Origin of the sequence: Actinotalea endophytica, from assembly GCF_025717005.1 — a bacterium.
GTDB lineage: Bacteria > Actinomycetota > Actinomycetes > Actinomycetales > Cellulomonadaceae > Actinotalea.
In genome coordinates, this window is record NZ_JAOVZU010000002.1 from 62,732 (window position 1) to 81,906 (window position 19,175).

General features: G+C 73.3%; 20 protein-coding genes. 6 read left to right on the forward strand and 14 right to left on the reverse strand.

The genetic code is table 11. The features are described from left to right. Positions 1-115: 115 nt before the first annotated feature. From OEB99_RS03410 to OEB99_RS03420, 3 genes are read left to right on the forward strand one after another with little or no spacing between them, the layout of a single operon-like run. Complete coding sequence (locus OEB99_RS03410; protein WP_263508349.1) at positions 116-745, forward strand: biotin transporter BioY; 630 nt, start codon at positions 116-118, stop codon at positions 743-745. Next, the gene (locus tag OEB99_RS03415; protein WP_263508350.1) at positions 742-1,434 is read left to right on the forward strand and encodes an energy-coupling factor ABC transporter ATP-binding protein; all 693 of its coding nucleotides are present in this window, start codon (positions 742-744) and stop codon (positions 1,432-1,434) included. The genes OEB99_RS03410 and OEB99_RS03415 overlap by 4 nt, the downstream gene beginning before the upstream one ends. After that, complete coding sequence (locus tag OEB99_RS03420) at positions 1,431-2,069, forward strand: energy-coupling factor transporter transmembrane component T family protein (RefSeq protein WP_263508351.1); 639 nt, start codon at positions 1,431-1,433, stop codon at positions 2,067-2,069. Before OEB99_RS03415 ends, OEB99_RS03420 begins: the two co-directional genes overlap by 4 nt. Positions 2,070-2,081: 12 nt before the next feature. Here OEB99_RS03420 and OEB99_RS03425 read toward each other — a convergent pair whose 3' ends face one another. From OEB99_RS03425 to OEB99_RS03460, 8 genes are read right to left on the reverse strand one after another with little or no spacing between them, the layout of a single operon-like run. Next, on the reverse strand, positions 2,082-2,396 hold the full coding sequence (locus tag OEB99_RS03425; protein WP_263508352.1) for a metal-sulfur cluster assembly factor: 315 nt from the start codon (positions 2,394-2,396) through the stop codon (positions 2,082-2,084). Then, positions 2,393-2,860 (reverse strand): Fe-S cluster assembly sulfur transfer protein SufU, encoded by a 468-nt coding sequence (sufU, locus tag OEB99_RS03430; RefSeq protein ID WP_263508353.1) that lies wholly within the window; start codon positions 2,858-2,860, stop codon positions 2,393-2,395. The genes OEB99_RS03425 and sufU overlap by 4 nt, the downstream gene beginning before the upstream one ends. Then, a complete protein-coding gene (locus OEB99_RS03435; RefSeq protein ID WP_263508354.1) occupies positions 2,857-4,152 on the reverse strand; it encodes a SufS family cysteine desulfurase in 1,296 nt (431 codons plus the stop codon). Before OEB99_RS03435 ends, sufU begins: the two co-directional genes overlap by 4 nt. 42 nt (positions 4,153-4,194) lie before the next feature. Beyond that, entirely contained in the window at positions 4,195-4,950 is a 756-nt protein-coding gene (gene sufC, locus OEB99_RS03440) for a Fe-S cluster assembly ATPase SufC (RefSeq protein WP_263508355.1), read from the reverse strand. A gap of 28 nt (positions 4,951-4,978) precedes the next feature. Continuing rightward, complete coding sequence (locus OEB99_RS03445; RefSeq protein ID WP_263508356.1) at positions 4,979-5,302, reverse strand: Rieske (2Fe-2S) protein; 324 nt, start codon at positions 5,300-5,302, stop codon at positions 4,979-4,981. Beyond that, positions 5,299-6,561 (reverse strand): Fe-S cluster assembly protein SufD, encoded by a 1,263-nt coding sequence (gene sufD / locus OEB99_RS03450; protein ID WP_263508357.1) that lies wholly within the window; start codon positions 6,559-6,561, stop codon positions 5,299-5,301. The genes OEB99_RS03445 and sufD overlap by 4 nt, the downstream gene beginning before the upstream one ends. 37 nt (positions 6,562-6,598) lie before the next feature. Beyond that, the gene (gene sufB / locus OEB99_RS03455; RefSeq protein ID WP_263508358.1) at positions 6,599-8,047 is read right to left on the reverse strand and encodes a Fe-S cluster assembly protein SufB; all 1,449 of its coding nucleotides are present in this window, start codon (positions 8,045-8,047) and stop codon (positions 6,599-6,601) included. After that, positions 8,044-8,772, reverse strand: a complete 729-nt coding sequence (locus tag OEB99_RS03460) for a helix-turn-helix transcriptional regulator (protein WP_263508360.1) — start codon at positions 8,770-8,772, stop codon at positions 8,044-8,046. Before OEB99_RS03460 ends, sufB begins: the two co-directional genes overlap by 4 nt. A 141-nt stretch (positions 8,773-8,913) precedes the next feature. On the opposite strand from OEB99_RS03460, the gene OEB99_RS03465 reads away from it, so the two are divergent. The 3 genes from OEB99_RS03465 (at position 8,914) to OEB99_RS03475 (ending at position 11,685) form a co-directional block, all read left to right on the forward strand. Then, positions 8,914-9,810 (forward strand): ABC transporter ATP-binding protein, encoded by an 897-nt coding sequence (locus OEB99_RS03465; RefSeq protein ID WP_263508361.1) that lies wholly within the window; start codon positions 8,914-8,916, stop codon positions 9,808-9,810. Further along, positions 9,807-10,574 (forward strand): ABC transporter permease, encoded by a 768-nt coding sequence (locus OEB99_RS03470; protein WP_263508362.1) that lies wholly within the window; start codon positions 9,807-9,809, stop codon positions 10,572-10,574. Before OEB99_RS03465 ends, OEB99_RS03470 begins: the two co-directional genes overlap by 4 nt. 139 nt (positions 10,575-10,713) lie before the next feature. After that, a complete protein-coding gene (locus OEB99_RS03475) occupies positions 10,714-11,685 on the forward strand; it encodes a COX15/CtaA family protein (RefSeq protein ID WP_263508364.1) in 972 nt (323 codons plus the stop codon). Between the two features lie 21 nt (positions 11,686-11,706). Here the strand turns inward: OEB99_RS03475 and OEB99_RS03480 are convergent, their stop codons facing one another. Genes OEB99_RS03480 through steA form a run of 6 tightly spaced genes read right to left on the reverse strand, consistent with a single transcriptional unit; the run spans position 11,707 to position 19,170 of the window. Further along, on the reverse strand, positions 11,707-12,357 hold the full coding sequence (locus OEB99_RS03480) for an NUDIX domain-containing protein (protein ID WP_263508366.1): 651 nt from the start codon (positions 12,355-12,357) through the stop codon (positions 11,707-11,709). Further along, on the reverse strand, positions 12,354-14,015 hold the full coding sequence (pyrG, locus tag OEB99_RS03485; protein ID WP_263508367.1) for a CTP synthase: 1,662 nt from the start codon (positions 14,013-14,015) through the stop codon (positions 12,354-12,356). The genes OEB99_RS03480 and pyrG overlap by 4 nt, the downstream gene beginning before the upstream one ends. A gap of 11 nt (positions 14,016-14,026) precedes the next feature. Continuing rightward, positions 14,027-15,964, reverse strand: a complete 1,938-nt coding sequence (gene murJ / locus OEB99_RS03490) for a murein biosynthesis integral membrane protein MurJ (RefSeq protein WP_263508368.1) — start codon at positions 15,962-15,964, stop codon at positions 14,027-14,029. Further along, positions 15,961-16,794, reverse strand: a complete 834-nt coding sequence (locus OEB99_RS03495) for a hypothetical protein (protein WP_263508369.1) — start codon at positions 16,792-16,794, stop codon at positions 15,961-15,963. The genes murJ and OEB99_RS03495 overlap by 4 nt, the downstream gene beginning before the upstream one ends. After that, on the reverse strand, positions 16,794-17,951 hold the full coding sequence (locus OEB99_RS03500; RefSeq protein ID WP_263508370.1) for a copper transporter: 1,158 nt from the start codon (positions 17,949-17,951) through the stop codon (positions 16,794-16,796). The genes OEB99_RS03495 and OEB99_RS03500 overlap by 1 nt, the downstream gene beginning before the upstream one ends. 31 nt (positions 17,952-17,982) lie before the next feature. Beyond that, complete coding sequence (steA, locus tag OEB99_RS03505; RefSeq protein WP_263508371.1) at positions 17,983-19,170, reverse strand: putative cytokinetic ring protein SteA; 1,188 nt, start codon at positions 19,168-19,170, stop codon at positions 17,983-17,985. Positions 19,171-19,175 lie beyond the last annotated feature (5 nt).

The following is a 19,175-nucleotide window of genomic DNA, read 5'->3' on the forward strand; positions in this document are numbered from 1 at the left end:
CCTCACGGGGACCAACCCGAGGTTGCCACGGTGATCCGGCCCCGGGCCACCGGATAGTCCAGCGCCCTCGACCGACGTCCCCGCACCGCACCGGCGCCCGCCGACAGGAGGCCACGTGACCGACGACGCCGCACCGACCCCTCGCGCCCTGGCAGCGACCGACCTCGCCCTCATCGGGACGGGCGCCGCCCTCGTGGCGGTGTGCTCGCTGCTCGCCATCCCGGTCGGCCCGGCCGGCGCGCCGATCACGCTGCAGACCTTCGCGGTCCTGCTCGTGGGGGCTGTGCTCGGCGCGCGCCGGGGCATGCTCGCCGTGGCGCTCTACCTGCTCGTGGGGTTCGCCGGCCTGCCGATCTTCGCCGAGGGCACCGGTGGGCTCGCCACGTTCGGCAAGGTGACGCTCGGCTACCTGCTGGCCTTCCCGTTCGCGGCGGCGGTGACCGGCCTCGTCGTGGAGCGCGCGGTGCGCTCGCGCCGGAGCTCCGCCGCACGAGACGGACGTCGCCCGGCGTGGCTCCGCAGCAGCGCCCCCGCCTTCGTCGGGTCGCTGCTCGGCGGGCTGCTCGGCACGCTGCTGATCTACCTCGTCGGCGTGCCCGTGCTCGCCGCCAGGATCGGTGTCTCGCTGGCCGAGGGCATCGCCATCAACGCGGTGTTCATCCCGTTCGACCTGGTCAAGCTGGTGCTCGCAGCCGTCGTGGCGAGCGCGGTGCACCGCGCCTTCCCAGACCTCCTTCGGCGGTGATCGAGCTCGACGCCGCCGGGGTCACCGTCCGGTCCGGCGATGCCGACCGGGTGCTCCTGCACCCCACGACGTGCACCCTCACCGAACGACGCGTCGCGTTGATCGGCGCCAACGGCTCCGGGAAGTCGACCCTCGCCCGGCTCGTGAACGGGCTGCGCCCGGTGACCAGCGGGCGGGTGCGCACGCTCGGCCTCGACGTGGCCACGCACGGCCCGCAGGTCCGAGCCCGGGTCGGCTTCGTCTTCACCGATCCCGACGCGCAGCTGGTCATGCCGACCGCGGTGGAGGACGTCGCGCTCTCGCTGCGGGCATCGGTGCGAGACGCACGTGAGCGGGACGCCCGGGCCCGCGCCGTGCTGGCCCGGATCGGCCTCGCCGGCCACGCCGAGACACCGGTGCACGCCCTGTCCGGTGGGCAGAAGCAGCTGCTCGCGCTCGCCGGGGTGCTCGCCACCGAACCCGAGATCCTGGTCTGCGACGAGCCGACCACGCTGCTCGACCTGCGGTGGCGTCGCGTGGTCGACGGCCTGCTGGACGAGGTGGACGCCCAGGTCCTGCTCGTCACGCACGACCTCGACGCGGCGGCGCGAGCCGACCGGGTGCTCGTGGTCGACGGTGGCCGGGTCGTGGTCGACGGCCCTCCGCTGGACGCCGTGGCGGAGTACCGCGACCGGATGGCCGCGCCGTGAGCTGGCTCGACCCGGCCGGGCTCTACCGACCGGGCACCTCGCTGGTGCATCGCGCCCCGCTGTGGCTGAGGCTGGGCGGTCTCGCCGCGCTCGGGGTGGCACTCGTCGTGCTGCGCGGACCGTGGTCGGCGCTCGCCGTGCTCGCCGCCGTGATCGGGCTGGCCGCGCTCGCCCGGCTGCCGTGGCGCGCGACCCTGCGGGGCGTGCTGCCCGCCCTCGTCACGGCCGTGCTGGTCGCCGCCTACCAGACCTGGCAGCGGGGGTGGGAGGTCGGCGTCGAGGTCGGCGCGGACCTGCTCTCGCTCGTGCTCGCTGCGACCGTGGTCACCGCGACCACCCGGGCCGACGTGCTGCTCGACGCGGCGGTGCGGACACTGCGCCCGCTGCGCCGCGTCGGGGTGGACCCGGAGGCCGTCTCGCTGGCGATCTCGCTCATGCTGCGCACCATGCCTGCCCTCGCCACGCTCGCCGGCGAGACCCGGGACGCCGCGCGGGCACGGGGGCTCGAGCGGTCGCCCCGCGCCCTGCTCGTGCCGCTCGCGGTGCGCACGGTCGGCCGCGCGCGGGCCACCGGAGAGGCCCTCGCGGCGCGAGGCCTCGGCGAGACGCCGGCCGACCGGCCGGTCAGGAGCTGACGGGTCGGCCGGTCAGACGTTGAAGCCGAGCGCGCGCAGCTGCTCGCGGCCCTCGTCGGTGATCTTGTCGGGCCCCCACGGCGGCATCCACACCCAGTTGATCCGGAAGCCGTCGACCAGACCCTCGAGCACTGCCGCCGACTGGTCCTCGATGACGTCCGTCAGCGGGCACGCCGCCGAGGTCAGCGTCATGTCGATCACCGCGTGGTTGTTCTGGTCGACGACCACGCCGTAGACCAGGCCGAGGTCCACCACGTTGATGCCGAGCTCGGGGTCGATGACGTCGCGCATCGCCTCCTCGACGTCGGCCACCGAAACCGGGCTCATGCATCCTCCTCGTTCGTCGCGACGCCGGCCTGGGCCAACGCGTCGCGCAGCGCCGCCCAGCCGAGCAGCGCGCACTTGATCCGGGCCGGGAACTGCGCGACGCCGGTGAAGGCCGTCGCGTCGCCGAGCTGATCCTCCAGCTCGTCCGACAACCCCTCACCACGCGAGCGCATCAAGGCCCGGAAGGTCTCACCGAGCTGCTCGGCCTCGTCCACCGACGTGCCCTCGACCAGCTCGGACATCACCGAGATCGACGCCTGCGAGATGGAGCACCCCTGCCCCTCCCAGGACACCCTCTCGAGCGTGCCGTCGTCCAGGTGCACCCGCAGCGTGACCTCGTCGCCGCAGGTCGTGTTGACCTGGTGCGACTCCGCCGCCGCGCCGTCCACCAGCCCCTTGGCGTGCGGGTGCTTCGCGTGGTCGAGGATGAGCTGCTGGTACAGCTGCTCCATCGCCGAGCTCATGCGGCACCTCCCAGGCCGAAGAAGGGTCGGACGTGCGCAAGGGCCTCGCCGAACGCCGCCACCTCGTCGATCGTCGTGTACACCGACGCCGAGGCGCGAGCCGTGGCCGCGACGCCGAACCGGCGGTGCAGCGGCTGCGCGCAGTGGTGGCCGACCCGCACCGCGACACCCGCGTCGTCGAGCACCTGACCGACGTCGTGAGCGTGCACGCCGTCGACCACGAACGAGACCACCGCGAGGCGGTCGGTCGGGTCGGTCGGACCGATCACGCGCACCCCGGGCACCGCGGCGACCGTGTCGAGCAGCGCCCGGGTCAGGGTGGCCTCGTGCTCGGCGACCGCAGCCATCCCGAGCTCGCGCAGGTACCGGGCGGCGGCGCCCATCCCGACCGCCTGCGCAACCATCTGCGTGCCCGCCTCGAACCGCTGCGGCGGAGCGGCGTAGGTGGTGGTCTCCATCGTGACGACCTCGACCATCGAGCCACCGGTCAGGAACGGCGGCATGGCCTCCAGCAGCGACCGCCTCGCCCACAGCGCACCGACGCCGGTGGGACCGAGCATCTTGTGCCCGGAGAAGGCCGCAGCGTCCACCCCGAGGGAGGGCAGGTCCACCGGCAGGTGCGGTACCGACTGGCACGCGTCCAGGAACACGAAGGCTCCGACCTCACGCGCCCGGGCCACGACGGTCCGCACGTCCGTGACGGCACCGGTGACGTTCGAGGCGTGCGACACGGCGACCACGCGTGTGCGGTCGCCCACCACAGTGGCCAGCTCGTCCAGCCGGAGGCGACCGTCGTCGTCGACGCCGATCCATCGCAGCGTCGCGCCCGTCCGTGCGCACAGCTCCTGCCAGGGCACGAGGTTCGCGTGGTGCTCGGCCTCCGTCACGACGATCTCGTCACCGGGACCGAGCGCGAGCGCCCGGGCCGCCTCGCCGCCGCGGCCCAGCGAGGCGTTGGACATCGCGTAGGCGAGGAGGTTGATCCCGGCCGTCGCTCCCGAGGTCCAGACGAGCTCGCGGGCCGGCACGCCGACCAGGGCGGCCACCTCGGCGCGCGCCTGCTCGTAGGCCTCGGTCGCCTCCTCGGCCAGCTGGTGGGCGCCGCGGTGCACCGCGGCGTTGCGCTGGCTGTAGAAGTCGAGCTCGGCGTCGATCACCACCTCGGGCTTCTGCGAGGTCGCCGCCGAGTCGAGGTAGACCAGCGGGCGACCGCCGCGCAGCCCGCGACCGAGCAGCGGGAAGTCCGCGCGGACCGCCGCGAGCTCACCGGCGCTCAGTGCTGCCGTCGTCATCAGGGCCTCCGGGGGATGCGGGGTGTGTGCGGTGCGAGAGGCTCAGGCCTTCGCGAGGAAGCGGTCGTAGCCTTCGGCCTCGAGCTGCTCGGCGAGCTCCGGGCCACCCTCTTCGGCGATCCGGCCGTCGACGAACACGTGCACGAAGTCCGGCTGCACGTAGCGCAGGATCCGGGTGTAGTGGGTGATCAGCATGACGCCCACGTCACCGCTCTCCCGGACGCGGTTGATGCCCTCCGACACGATCCGGAGCGCATCGACGTCCAGACCGGAGTCGGTCTCGTCGAGGATCGCGATCTTCGGCGCGAGGAGCTCCATCTGGAGGATCTCGTGGCGCTTCTTCTCGCCACCGGAGAAGCCCTCGTTGACGTTGCGGTCGGCGAACGCGGGGTCCATCCGCAGCTGCTCCATGGCGGTCTTGACGTCCTTGACCCAGTGGCGCAGGGCCGGCGCCTGGCCGTCCAGCGCGGTCTTGGCGGTGCGCAGGAAGTTCGAGACCGTCACGCCAGGCACCTCGACCGGGTACTGCATGGCCAGGAACATGCCGGCGCGGGCACGCTCGTCGACCGTCATCGCAAGGACGTCCTCGCCGTCGAGCAGCACGGTGCCGCCGGTGATCTGGTACTTCGGGTGGCCGGCGAGCGAGTACGCCAGCGTGGACTTGCCGGAGCCGTTCGGGCCCATGATCGCGTGCGTCTGGCCGGCGCTGATCGTCAGGTCGACGCCGCGCAGGATCGGCTTGGCGCCTTCCTTGGTCTCGACGCTGACGTGCAGGTCGCGGATCTCCAGGGTGGACATGCGGTTCCTCTCGGGTCTGTCTGGGATGTCAGGGGACCTCGACGAGCACACGCTCGCCGTCGACGGTCACGGGGTAGACGGGGACGGGCTTGGTGGCGGGCAGGGCCTGCGGAGCGCCGGTGCGCAGGTCGAACATCGACCCGTGCAGCCAGCACTCGATGTGGTGGCCCTCGACCTCGCCGTCGGACAGCGAGACCTGCCCGTGGGAGCAGATGTCGGAGATCGCGTACACCGAACCGTCGTCGGCGCGGACCACCGCGACCTCGACCGTGCCGGAGTCACCCGCCACCTCGACCCGCAGCGCGCTGCCCGGCGCGAGGTCGGCGAGACGGCACGCCTCGTGACTGCTCACGAGGCCGCCTCGATGAGCTTCATGCTGGTCTCCAGCTCGCGCTCGATGCCGGCGAGCAGGCGCTCCTCGACCTCGGGCACGCCGATCTGCTGGACGAGCTCGGCGAAGAAGCCGCGGACCACGAGCCGGCGGGCGTCGACCTCGTGGATGCCACGGGCCATCAGGTAGAAGAGCTGCTCGTCGTCGAACCGGCCGGTCGCGCTCGCGTGCCCGGCGCCCTCGATCTCGCCGGTCTCGATCTCGAGGTTCGGCACCGAGTCGGCACGGGCACCGTCGGTGAGCACCAGGTTGCGGTTCAGCTCGTAGGTGTCGGTGCCCTCGGCGTGGGCCTGGATGAGCACGTCGCCCACCCACACGGTGCGGGCCGACTCGCCCTGCAGCGCACCCTTGTAGGTCACCCGGGACCGGCACTGCGGCACGTTGTGGTCGATGAAGAGCCGGTGCTCCTGGTGCTGGTTCGCGTCGGCGAAGTACAGCCCGAGCGACTCGATGTTGCCGCCCTCGCCGGAGAACTCCGCGTCCGGCGTGATCCGTACGACGTCGCCGCCGAGCGTCACCACGACGTGCTTGAGGGTGGCGTCCCGGCCGACCACCGTGCGGTGCGCGGACGCGTGGACCGAACCGGTGTCCCAGTCCTGGATGGACACCACGGTCAGGTGGGCGCCGTCCTCGACGCGGATCTCCACGGTCTCGGCGAGCGTCGCCGCGCCCACGTGGTCGAGCACCACGACGGCCTCGCTGAGCTCGCGCGCGTGGATCAGCAGGTGCGCGGCCGAGGCGTCGCTGGTCACGCCCTCGATCCGGATGCTGGTCGCGGCCGAGGCGACGGCCTGCGGCGGCACGGTCACGACGGTCGCCTCGGCGAAGGACGACCACGCGGTCGCGGCGGTCCGGTCTCCCGGCCGGCCGACGGTACCCAGGCGGCGGTCCTCGCGGCCGACGATCTCGACCGTGACCTCGGGCGGGTTCACGACGGTGACCAGGACGCCGCCCGCGGCGAGCTTCTCGTTCGTGGCGTCGAACAGGGGGTTGAGCCGGTCCAGCGGGCTGAACCGCCACTCCTCCTCGCGGCCGGTCGGGACGGGGAAGTCCGCCGGGTCGAAGGAGGTACGCCGCTCGGCGCGCGAGGACTCCGGGACGGTGCTCGGCCGCAGGCCGTGGCTGTGCGCGCCGTCGGCCGACGCACGGCTGTGGTCGGTGGTCAGTCCGGCGGGCGTCCCGGCGGGCGTTCCGGCAGGCATGGAGGTGTCGGTCGTCATCACGTCTCTCTCGTGGGTGTCCGGTGGGGAGTCTCGGTCAGCCGACCGAGCCCTCCATCTGCAGCTCGATCAGGCGGTTCAGCTCGAGCGCGTACTCCATCGGGAGCTCGCGCGCGATCGGCTCGACGAACCCGCGCACGATCATCGCCATCGCCTCGGTCTCCGGCATGCCTCGCGACATGAGGTAGAACAGCTGGTCCTCGCTCACCTTCGACACGGTGGCCTCGTGCCCCATGGACACGTCGTCCTCACGCACGTCGACGTAGGGGTAGGTGTCCGACCGGGAGATCTGGTCGACCAGCAGGGCGTCGCACAGCACGTTCGACGCGGAGCGCTCGGCGCCCTCGAGCACCTGGACGAGCCCGCGGTACGAGGTCCGGCCACCGCCGCGGGCGACCGACTTCGACACGATCGAGCTCGAGGTGTTCGGGGCGGCGTGCACCATCTTCGCGCCGGCGTCCTGGTGCTGGCCCGTGCCGGAGAACGCGATGGACAGCGTCTCGCCCTTGGCGTGCTCGCCCATGAGGTAGATCGCCGGGTACTTCATGGTGACCTTGGAGCCGATGTTGCCGTCGACCCACTCCATGGTGGCGCCCTCGGCGGCGGTCGCCCGCTTGGTCACCAGGTTGTACACGTTGGTCGACCAGTTCTGGATCGTCGTGTACCGGACGCGCGCGTTCTTCTTGACGATGATCTCGACGACGGCCGAGTGCAGCGAGTCGCTCGAGTAGATCGGCGCCGTGCAGCCCTCGACGTAGTGCACGTAGGAGCCCTCGTCGGCGATGATCAGCGTCCGCTCGAACTGGCCCATGTTCTCGGTGTTGATCCGGAAGTAGGCCTGCAGCGGGATGTCCACGTGGACGCCCGGCGGGACGTAGATGAACGACCCGCCCGACCACACGGCGGAGTTCAGCGCGGCGAACTTGTTGTCGCCGGGCGGCACCACGGTGCCGAAGTACTCCCGGAACAGCTCGGGGTGCTCCTTCAGCGCGGTGTCGGTGTCCAGGAAGATGACGCCCTGCTGCTCGAGGTCCTCACGGATCTGGTGGTAGACCACCTCGGACTCGTACTGCGCGGCGACGCCGGCCACCAGGCGCTGCTTCTCCGCCTCCGGGATGCCGAGCTTGTCGTAGGTGCGCTTGATGTCCTCGGGCAGGTCCTCCCAGGAGGTGGCCTGCTTCTCGGTCGAGCGGACGTAGTACTTGATGTGGTCGAAGTCGATGCCCGACAGGTCGGCACCCCAGTGCGGCATCGGCTTCTTGCCGAACAGCCGCAGCGACTTCAGCCGGAAGTCGAGCATCCACTGGGGCTCGCCCTTGATGCCGGAGATGTACCGGACCACGTCCTCGTCGAGGCCGCGGCGCGCTGCCGCGCCGGCCGCGTCGGAGTCGTGCCAGCCGTAGCCGTACGAGCCGATCGACTCGATGATCTCCTGGTCGGACGTGGGGGCGGCGGGCGTGGTGGCCGGCTCGGTCGATGCGCTCATCGCTCTCCTTCCGCGACCACGTGCGGGCCGCTGGGGTCGGCGGGCCGGAGGGCCGCGCCGGTCGAGTTCCCGGGGACGTGCACCGGGACGTGGGTCGTGCAGACGTGCCCGCCGGTGGCGAGCGTGGACAGCCGCTGGACGTGCACGCCCAGCAACCGGGAGATCATCCGGGTCTCGGCCTCGCAGAGAGCCGGGTAGGTGGCCGCGACGTCACGGACCGGGCAGTGCCCCTGGCACAGCTGGACCGCGCGCCCGCCGGGGACCGAGCGGACCGAGGCCGCGTAGCCCTGGTCCGAGAACGCGTGGGCCAGGCTCGCGGTGCGCTCGCGGAGGTCGGCGCCGACGAGCGCCGGGCGGAGCACCTGCTCGAGGTCGGCCGCGCGCCGCTCCGCGAAGTCGTCGACCGCCTGCTCGCCGGCGACCTCGGCGAGCTGGGCGAGCGCCTGCCCGGCGAGCTCGGCATAGGTGCAGTCGAGCGTCGCCTGGGCACGCTGGGTCGCGATGTAGCGGCGGGCCGGGCGACCGCGGCCGCCCGGCCCGGGGGGGCGGGCGGGGGGCGCGGGGGCCGGGCCGGCCGCCGCGCGCGCCGCGATGTGCCGGCGCACCCCGGCCGAGGTGAGGTTCAGGTCGTGCGCGAGGTCCAGCACCGAGACCGGTCCGGCCTCCACGACGAGGTGCAGGATCCGCTCACGGGTGGAGCTCTCGCTCTCCGTCGTCTCGGTCATCTCACCCCCGTGCTGATCAAGCCTGGCCGATATTGGCAACAGTGTCGTTGCCGAAATCATTCCACGCAACGAAGGCAAACCTCACATGGCGCCGGGCGCTGCGCACTCGGGGTCCGTCCGACGGGCCTACACTCGGCGCACGTGAGCCTCGTCGCATCCGGGCTGGTGGTCCGCTACGGCCAGCACGAGGCGCTCGCCGGTGTGGACCTCGCCCTCGAACCGGGCCGTCTGACCGCACTGCTCGGGCCGAACGGGGCGGGCAAGACCACCCTCGTGGAGTGTGCGGTCGCGCTCCGCCGGCCGGACGCAGGCACGCTGCGCGTGCTGGACCGCTCCCCCGACGACCCCGCCCTACGCACCCGGGTCGGCGTCATGCTCCAGGACGGGGGGCTCCCGCTCGCAGCGCCGGCGGGCCAGGTGCTGCGGCACCTGGCGGCCCTCCACGCGCGGCCGCGCGACCTCGGCGAGCTGACCGAGCGCCTCGGCCTGACCCGGGTCCTACGCACCTCCGTGCGACGGCTGTCCGGCGGCGAGCGCCAACGCGTGGCGCTGGCCGCAGCGCTGGTCGGCCGACCCGAGGTCCTGCTGCTCGACGAACCGACCGCCGGCCTGGACCCGCAGGCCCGGCTCGCCGTACGCGAGCTCGTCGGCGAGCTGCGCGCCGACGGCACCACGATCCTGCTCACGACGCATCTCACGGAGGAGGCGGCCGCGCTGGCCGACCACGTCGTGGTCCTCGACTCCGGGCTGGTGCGGGCGGCGGGCAGCCCGGCGTCGCTCATGGGCGCCGAACAGGGACTGCGGATCGGCATCGCCGGGAACGCGGAGGTGCTCCGCGCAGACCTGCAGCGGCTGCTCAAGGTTCCGGTGCTCGCATCGGCCGGTCTGCTCGAGCTCCGCGCCACCCCGACGCCGGCGCTGCTGCACAAGGTCACCGGCTGGGCGTTGCAGCACGACGTGCAGATCCTCGAGGTCGCCGTCGGACATCGCACCCTCGAGGAGGTCGTGCTCACGCTGACCGGACGGAGCCTGCGATGACCGCATCCTCCGGCGCGGCCTCCCCGGTGGACCACGCTCCCGCCCCGACCTGGCGTCGGGTGCTCTCGCACGCCGACTTCGAGATCCGCGGCCTGGTGCGCAACGGGGAGCAGCTGCTGCTCACCCTGGTGCTCCCGATGCTCGTGCTGGTGGTCCTCGGCCGGACGAGCCTGGTGGACCTCGGGCCCGACCGCATGGCCGTCGTGGCCCCGGGCGTGCTGGCGCTCGCGGTGATGTCGACGTCCTTCACGTCGCAGGCGATCAGCACCGCGTTCGACCGACGCGCCGGGGTCCTGCGGCTGCTCGCGACCACACCACTCGGCCGATCCGGACTGGTCGCCGGGAAGGTGGTCGCCGTCCTGGCGGTCGAGGCGGCCCAGGTGCTCCTGCTCGCGGGCGTGGCCGTGGCGCTGGGCTGGCGGCCCACCGGCGTGGCCGGCGCCGCCCTCGTGCTCGTGCTCGGGACGGCCGCGTTCGTCGCGCTCGCGCTGCTGCTGGCCGGGACGGTGCGCGCCGAGGCGGTGCTGGCCGGGGCGAACCTGCTGTGGGTGCTGCTCCTGGTCGGCGGCGGGATCGTGGTGCCGGTCGACCTCCTCCCCGGCCCGCTCGCGGCGCTCGCCGGCCTGCTGCCGTCCGGTGCCCTCGGGGAAGGCCTCCGCGCGGCGTTCGACGGCCAGGGGATCGCCTGGGGCCCGGTGCTGGTGCTGGTGATCTGGACGGGCGCGGCCTCGACGCTGGTGGCCCGGACGTTCCGCTGGACGTGAGCGCCGACCAGACGTGAGCGCCGAGGACCGGATGCGACCGACGACACGCGCCCGGACGGCCGACCGGCGACACGCAGGTCTCAGCCGGGCGGGCCGAGCGCACCGGCGCGTCACACCCTCGGCCAAGTAGGTTGACCACGTGAGCCTCCTCGCCTCGTTGTCCCGGCCGTCGCCCGCGTGGACCAGCCGCGTGCTGTGGGCCAACCTCGTCGGACAGGTCGGGATCATCGTGACCGGAGGAGCAGTTCGGCTCACCGGGTCGGGCCTGGGGTGCTCGGACTGGCCCCAGTGCGAGCCCGGGCAGTTCACGCCGGTGCGCCACGAGGCCACCTCGTTCCACCCGTACATCGAGTTCGGGAACCGCACGCTCACCGGTGTGCTCGTGCTGCTCGCGGTGGCGGCGCTGTGGGTCGTGTGGCGACGGCCGGGCACGTCGGTGTGGCTGCGGTTCCTGGCCGTGGTGCCGCTGCTCGGGGTCCTCGTGCAGGCCGTGATCGGCGGGCTGACGGTGCTGGTGGACCTGCACCCCGCCCTGGTCGGTTCGCACCTGCTGATCTCGATGCTGCTGGTCGCCGCGTCCACGGTCCTGGCGCTGCGTTCGCGCGTGCCCGACGGGCGCGCCCGCTGGGCCGTGACCGGCCGGACCCGCGCCCTCGTGCTCGCCCTGATCCCGCTCTCGGCGGTCGTCCTGACCCTGGGCACGGTGGTGACCGGCTCTGGCCCGCACTCGGGCGACGCCGACGCCCCGTACCGGTACGCGGTCGACCCGCTCCTCGTCACCCGGGCGCACTCGCTCGCGGTGTGGCTCTACCTCGCCGCTCTCGTCGCGCTGGCGCTCGACCTTCGCCGGCTGGCCAGGCGCGACGCCGACCCGGCGGTCGTGGGTGGGCTGCGACGGACGACCGACCTGCTCGTGCTGGCCTTCGCGCAGGGCGCGGTCGGCTACCTGCAGTACTTCCTCGGCCTGCCCGAGGTGCTCGTGGGCCTGCACATGCTCGGTGCGGCCCTCACCGTGGTGCTGCAGAGCGCCCAGGTCGTGTCGCTGCGGCCCACTGCCCCGGCCACGGCTGACACCCCGCTCCCGCCGGCCCCGGCCGCCGCGGCCGCCTAGGACCCGACCGCGCCGAGCGCCCTACCGGGCTCCGGACGGGTCCACGGGCTCCAGGCCGGACCAGCCGGCCCCGCGAGCCACGTGCGCCGCCAGCAGCCCGGCGACCGCCGCGGGGTTGCTCACCCGACGGCCCAGGACCGCCGCCACGGCCTCGTCGAGCGGGACCCAGACCGCGACCATGTCGAGCTCCTCGGCGTGCCGTTGGTGCCGGTCCTCCTCGGGCACCGGACGCAGGCCACGAGCGAGGAACACCTCGACCCGCTCGTTGGAGCACCCGGGACTGGCCAGGTAGTCCACCAGGTGCCACCAGCGGTCGGCCGTGACGTCGGCCTCCTCGGCCAGCTCGCGCGCCGCGGTCAGCACCGCCGGCTCGCCCGGCTCGTCGCGCAGGCCCGCCGGCAGCTCCCACAGCTCGCCGCGCACCGGGTGGCGGTACTGGCGCAGCAGCAGCACCCGCTCCGCCTCGTCGAGCGCGAGCACCGCCACCGAACCCGGGTGGTCGAGGTACTCCCGCGTCACGACCCCGCCGTCACCCAGGTCGACGACGTCCACCGCGAGGCCGAACTTCCGCCCCTGGTACACGTTCTCGCTGCGCCGGACGGGACGGGAGGCCGCCCGGTCCGCGAGCGCCGACTCGGCGTCGCCGAGGTCGGCCGACGGCTCGGGGCTCACGCCTCCGCCTGGCGGGCCAGCGCGGCCGCGACCAGTCCGGCGAACAGCGGGTGGGCACGGGTCGGCCGGCTCTGGAACTCCGGGTGTGCCTGGGTCCCGACGTAGTACGGGTGGACCTCGGCGGGCAGCTCGACGAACTCGACCAGCGACGAGTCCGGGGACACGCCCGAGACGACCAGGCCGGCCTCCTCGAGGCGACCGCGGTAGCCGTTGTTCACCTCGTAGCGGTGGCGGTGGCGCTCGTGGACGCGCTCGACCCCGTAGGCCTTCGCGGTCACCGAACCCGGCGTGAGGATCGCCTCGTACGCGCCGAGCCGCATGGTGCCGCCCATGTCGCCCGAACCGTCGACGATCGCCTGCTGCTCCGCCATGGTCGCGATCACCGGGTGCTCCGGGTTCGCGTCGAACTCCGACGAGGACGCACCGTCGAGGCCGAGCACTGAGCGCGCGTACTCCATCACCATGACCTGCATGCCCAGGCACAGGCCCAGGGTCGGGACGCCGCGGGTCCGCGCCCAGCGCGCCGCACCGATCTTGCCCTCGATGCCACGCACACCGAACCCGCCGGGGATGCACACGGCGTCGACCCCGGCCAGCGCGCGCTCCGCCCCTTCGGGGGTGGCGCAGGTGTCCGAGGGCACCCACCGGACCTGCACCTTGGCCGCGTTCGCGAAGCCGCCCGCGCGGAGCGCCTCGGTCACCGACAGGTACGCGTCAGGCAGGTCGACGTACTTGCCCACCAGCGCGACCGTCACCTGGTGGGACGGCCGCTGCACGGCGTTCGTGACCTTGTCCCACGCCGTCCAGTCGACGTCGCGGAACGGCAGGTCGAGACGCCGGACGACGTAGGCGTCCAGGCCCTCCCGGTGCAGCACCCGCGGGATCTCGTAGATGCTCGGCGCGTCCGCCGCAGTCACCACCGCTTCCACGTCCACGTCGGTGAACAGCGCGATCTTGCGCTTGGTCGACTCGGGCACGTCGCGGTCGCAGCGCAGCACGAGCGCGTCGGGCTGGATACCGATCGAGCGCAGCGCGGCGACGGAGTGCTGGGTCGGCTTGGTCTTCAGCTCGCCGCTCGGCCCGATGTAGGGCACCAGCGACACGTGCAGGAAGAACACGTTCTCGCGACCGAGGTCGTGGCGCACCTGGCGGGCCGCCTCGAGGAACGGCTGGGACTCGATGTCGCCGACCGTGCCGCCGATCTCGGTGATGATCACGTCCACGTCGGAGCCCGCCTGAGCGCGCATCCGGGACTTGATCTCGTCGGTGATGTGCGGGATCACCTGCACCGTGTCGCCGAGGTACTCCCCGCGCCGCTCCTTGGCGATCACCGAGGAGTAGATCTGCCCGGTGGTCACGTTCGCCTGGGCGGACAGCGGCACGTCGAGGAACCGCTCGTAGTGCCCGATGTCGAGGTCGGTCTCGGCCCCGTCGTCGGTGACGAAGACCTCACCGTGCTGGAACGGGTTCATCGTTCCGGGGTCGACGTTGAGGTAGGGATCGAGCTTCTGCATCGTGACTCGAAGGCCACGGGAGCGGAGAAGACGACCGAGGCTCGAAGCCGTCAGTCCCTTGCCCAGTGAGGAGGCAACGCCCCCGGTGACGAAGATGTGCCGCGTCGTAGTGTCCGACCGGCCGAAGATCGCGCGCTCTGCCACGGGATTCCAGCCTACCTGACGCCGGGACCCGCTCCCGCACCGGGCGGTGCGTCGTCGGGCGTGTCGGGCGCGTCGGCGGGCGCGTCGTCGCGCGTGCCGGGCGCGTCGTCGCGCGTGCCGGGTGCGTCGGCGGGCGCGTCGGGTGTGCCGGCGGGCGCGTCGAGGGGTGCGTCCAGGGGCGCGTCCAGGGGCGCGGTCGCGCCCGGATCGAACCCCGCCGGCGACCCCTCCTGCGGCTCGCCCGTCACCCGGCCGAGCGGTGGGTCGACCGCCGGATCGACCGGCGCGTCGGCCTGTGCGGAGCGCAGCCCCAGCAGCGTGCCACGGTCGCCGAGGACGACGGCGACCACCGTCACGGCAGCGGCGACGATCCCCCCTGCGGCCGCCGCGGCCAGCGCCCGCACGAGACCGACCGCGAGGTAGGCGTCCAGGGACGGCACGACGGCAACGGGCGACCCCGGTGTCGGCAGTCCTGCGGCCTTCAACGTGACGAGGTAACCGGCACCCGCGCCGACACCCGCACCGACCACCAGCACGGCCGCGGTCCGCCCCAGCCCGGCCAGGGCCCCGGGTCCCGCTGCCCGGCGCAGCAGCCAGAGCAGCGCGACCGCACCGACCAACATGCCGAGGCTCATCGCCGCGCCGAGGGCCAGCAGCGTGTGCTGCGAGCCGGACTCCCCGGTGTTCGCGAGCACGACGGCCGCGACCGACACCGTCAGCCAGCCGAGGCCGATCCCGGCCACCGCGCTGCGCGACCGCTCGAGGGCGAACAGCGCACGTGAGGCGTGGAACAGAAGCCCGTACCCGACCACCCCGGGCGCCATCCAGACCAGCGTCGTCGCCATCCAGACGACCGTGCTGGTGCCGTCGTGGGGCGGCCGGATGGTCAGGAAGACGATCATCACCGCCGGAGCCACCGCGACCAGCACCGCGGCGCCGAGACCACCCGCCACGAGCACGGCCCGCGTGGTGATCGCGGTGAGGGACGCGAACCTCACCCGGTCGTGCGCGGCGGCGGCCAGCCGAGGGAAGGTCGAGGTCGCGAGCGGCACGACGAGCACGGCGTACGGCAGCAGGTACACGGCCTGGGTCCAGGCGTACACCGTGTAGGTGCCGTCGCCCCCGCGCGCGTTGGCGACCAGCATCGCGACGAAGTAGGCGAGCTGCTGCGCGACGAGCCCGCCGACGCCGGACGCCGCGAGCCGCAGCACACGCCGCCCGGCCCCGTCGGGGAACCGCAGCGACAGCCGCAGGTGCACCCCGGCCGCGCGCACCGGGCCGAGCAGCGGGACGACCATCGCGGCCACCCCCGCCGTGGTCCCCCACGCGAGCCACTCGAGCGCACCGGGCGCGAGCGCGGCGGGGTCGTTGATCTCACCACCCGCGAGCCGGCCGTAGACCAGGTAGGCGACGATCGTCACGATCGAGGCGAGGGCGGGGGCGAAGGCCGGCCAGAAGAACCGGTGGTGTGCCTGGAGCACGCCGTAGAGGAGCACCGCTGTGCCGTACAGCGGCACCTGCACCGAGAACACCAGGAGGAAGTACGCGACCACGGGCTCGAGCCCGTCGGTTCCCGGGATCGCCTGGGCGATCGGCCCGGAGAACGCGGCCAGCAGTCCCCCGAGCGGGACGAGCACGAGCAACGTCCAGCCGAGCGTCGCGGCGACCATCCGGTCGATCTCGTCGCGGGCGCCACGCTGGACCAGCCCGGCGAGGACCGGGACGACCGCTCCTGCGAGCGCGCCACCCGCGGCGATCTCGAAGAGCACGTTGGGCAGCAGGTTCGCCGAGTTGTAGGCGTCGCCGATCGCACCGTCGCCGACGCTGGCGGCCTGCGCCAACCACCGCCCGAACCCGAGCAACCGGGACAGCACGGTCACCCCGGCGATGAGGGCGGCCGCTCCCAGGAGCCCGGAGCCGCGACCGCGCGCGACGGCCTGCGAGGTCACGCCCGCCGACCCCACGCGTCCAGCTCCCGCAACCCCGGCGTGCGCGCGATCACCTCCGAGAAGCTCACCTTCTCGCTCGCCACCGTGAGGGCCACTGCCCCGGCCAGCAGCGCGAGCCTGGCCCGCGGCCCGGTGCTCGCGAGGACCGCGACCCCGAGACCGGCGCCCAACGCGTTCGCTCCCCCGTCACCCAGCATGTCGCGCTCGGCGAGGTCGCGCGGCAGCGCGGCCGCCGCGGCGCCCAGCACCGCCGCGCCTGCGGGTGCCCCCGCTCCGAGCAGGGTCGGTGCCGCGGCGATCCCGACGGCCTTGAGCGCACGGCCGGGGCGCAGGTCGAGGAGGTTGACCAGGTTCGCGGTGGCGGCCACGAGCGCGCCACCGGTCAGCACCTCGACGACCCACCGGACGGTTCCCCGACTCGGGCGGCCGGTCAGGACGGCGGACGCCAGCGTCGCACTGGCTCCGATACCGAGCACCTTGAGGCCGCCGGTGGTCAGCTCGCCGTGCACGAGCGCCCCCAGGTGGCCTCTGAGGCCCTTGCGAGCCCGGCGGGTGTCCTCGGCGAGGTCGTCGACCAGGCCGAACGCGAGCCCGCCGGCGCCTGCCAGCGCCGTCGCGGCCGCCAGCCGGCCCGGGCACGCCACGGCGCCCGCCAGCAGCCCCACGCCGACCGCGGGACCCTCGAGCAGGCTGATGGGTGCCCCGCGGTGGTTGGTCCGCGTCCAGCGGCCGTCAGCCGCGTCCGAGGGGCGCACCACGACATCGGCACCGCGCCGGGCGAGTGCGGTGCCCCCGGCCGCGAGCAGCCCGGAGAGCAGCGCGCGAGCCATCAGCCCTGCCCGGTGGACGCGTCCGCGCCCTCGGTGGGCTGCGTGTCGGACGGCGTCGGCTCCTCCACGACCTCAGGGGTCCGCTCGATCGGCGGAAGCTCGACGCGAGGCGGGATCGGGTCGCTCGCGTCCGGGCCGAAGCCGTACTGCCCGACGGTGCCCGAGATCCGGTTGGTGAGCGCCAGCGGGACCGCGATCCCACCGGCCGGCGTGAGGACGCTGTCCACCGTGGACAGCTGCCCGGAGAGGTCCGCATCGGTGCGGATCGACAGCACCAGCCCCGGGTCCGAGACGGTCCCGGTGACGACCACCGCTCCGTCGCTGCGACGCTGCGACGCGAGCGCGATCTCGCTCCACGCGGCGACCTGCGCCTCGACCTCCGTATCACTCGCCGACTCGCTGGCCGTCGCAGTCGCCTCGGCCGTCGCGGTGGCACTGGCGCTGGTCCCGTCCTGCGGGACGTCGGACGTGGCCGTCGAGTCCGGGGTCGGCGTCGCCACGGGCTCGTCCGCGCTGATCGGGCCGGCCACGACGACGATCGCGTCGGCGGGCGCCGTCACGGTGTCGGAGAACGTGACCAGGCCGGAGTCGCCGCCGAACAGGTCCAGGAGCACCTGGGCGTGCTCCGACAGCACGTCGGGGTCGGTCGGCTCAGGCGTGGTCAGCGCCTGCGCGAGCGCCTCGGCTAGCTCGGTGTCGGTACCCGCGTCGGCGGGTGGCACGGTGTCGAGGTAGGTGACCATCGTCGCGGCGAGCGACTGCCGGAAGGTCGAGCGGGTCGGGTCGGTCCACGCCTGCGTGACTGTCGCCACCGCGCTGACCGTGCCGCCTGCCTGCCCGACCGAACGGCTGATCTGCTCGACCACGGACTGGTCGACCTCGTCCAGGACGACGAGCGCCACCCGTCGCCCGCCGAGCGTGCCGTCGAGCACGCTCGGCCCGAGCGCGGTGAGTGCGGCCTCGGAGTCGTCGAGCTCTCCGGACAGCTGCTCGACCTGCGCACGCAGGTCGTCCTTCTCGGCGCGCAGCTGGTCGACCTGCCCGGTCAAGGTGTCGCCGATGGACTCCTCGAGCGGACCGGCGCCCAGGGCGATGCCCACCGCGAGCGCGAGGAACACCGAGATGAGCGAGACGAGGTGATAGCGGAAGTCGATCATGCGTTGCTCTCCGGGTCAGCAGCGGTGCGGGTCATCCCGCGCCACCGAACAGGCCGCCCAGGGACGACCACACGTCGTCGAACCAGGCGCCCACGAGGCCGAACAGGGTCTGCCCGGCGGTGGTCGAGGCGAGCGCGACGCCGAGCGCGAGCAGGCCCGCGATGATCAGCAGGCCGAGCTGCCAGGTGGCGATGCGCTGGCGGTACAGCTGTGACACGCCCTTGGCGTCGACGAGCTTGCCACCCACTCGCAGCCTGGTGAGGAACGTGCTCGCCATGCCGGCCCGTCCCTTGTCGAGGAACTCCACGAGGGTCGCGTGCGTGCCGACCGCGACGATCAGCTCGGCGCCCTTGTCGTCGGCGAGCAGCATCGCGACGTCCTCGCTGGTCCCGGTCGCCGGGAAGACGACCGGGTCGACCCCGAGCTTCTCGACCCGCTCCACGCCGGGCGCCCGCCCGTCGCGGTACGCGTGCACGACGATCTCGGCACCGCAGGTCAGCGCCTTGTCCGAGACCGAGTCCATGTCGCCGACGATCATGTCCGGTGTCCAGCCCGCCTCGAGGATCGCGTCGGCGCCGCCGTCCACCCCGATGAGCACCGGCCGGTACTCCCGGATGTACGGACGCAGCACCACGAGGTCCTCCCGGTAGTGGTAGCCGCGGACCACGATCAGCGCCTGCCGACCCTGGAGCACGGTCCGCACGTCCGGGACGCCCACGCCGTCCAGCAGGAGCTCGCGCTCCTTGCGCAGGTAGTCCATGGTGTTGGCGGCGAACGACTCGAGCTGCACGGCGAGCCCGGCACGCGCGTCCTCCATCGCCGCGGCGACCGAGCCCGCGTCCTGCACGACACCCTCGGCGACGAGGCGATCGCCGTCGTAGACGGACCCGCCCTCGACGCGGACCTGGTGCCCCTCGACGAGCGTGAGGACGTCGGCGCCGAGGTCGTCGATCAGCGTGATGCCTGCCTGCAGCAGGATCTCGGGGCCGAGGTTCGGGTAGCGGCCGCTCGTCGAGCGGGCCGCGTTGAGCACGGCCACCGGTCGGCAGGTCGCGAGCGCCTCCGCGGAGACCCGGTCGAGATCGAGGTGGTCGATGACGGCGATCTCGCCGGCCTTGAGCCGCTTGGTGAGGTTCTTGGTGCGCGGGTCGACCCGAACGGTGCCGGTCAGTCCGGGGCGTTCGGGCAGGCTCTCACGGGAACGGAATCGCAGTCTCATCGCGG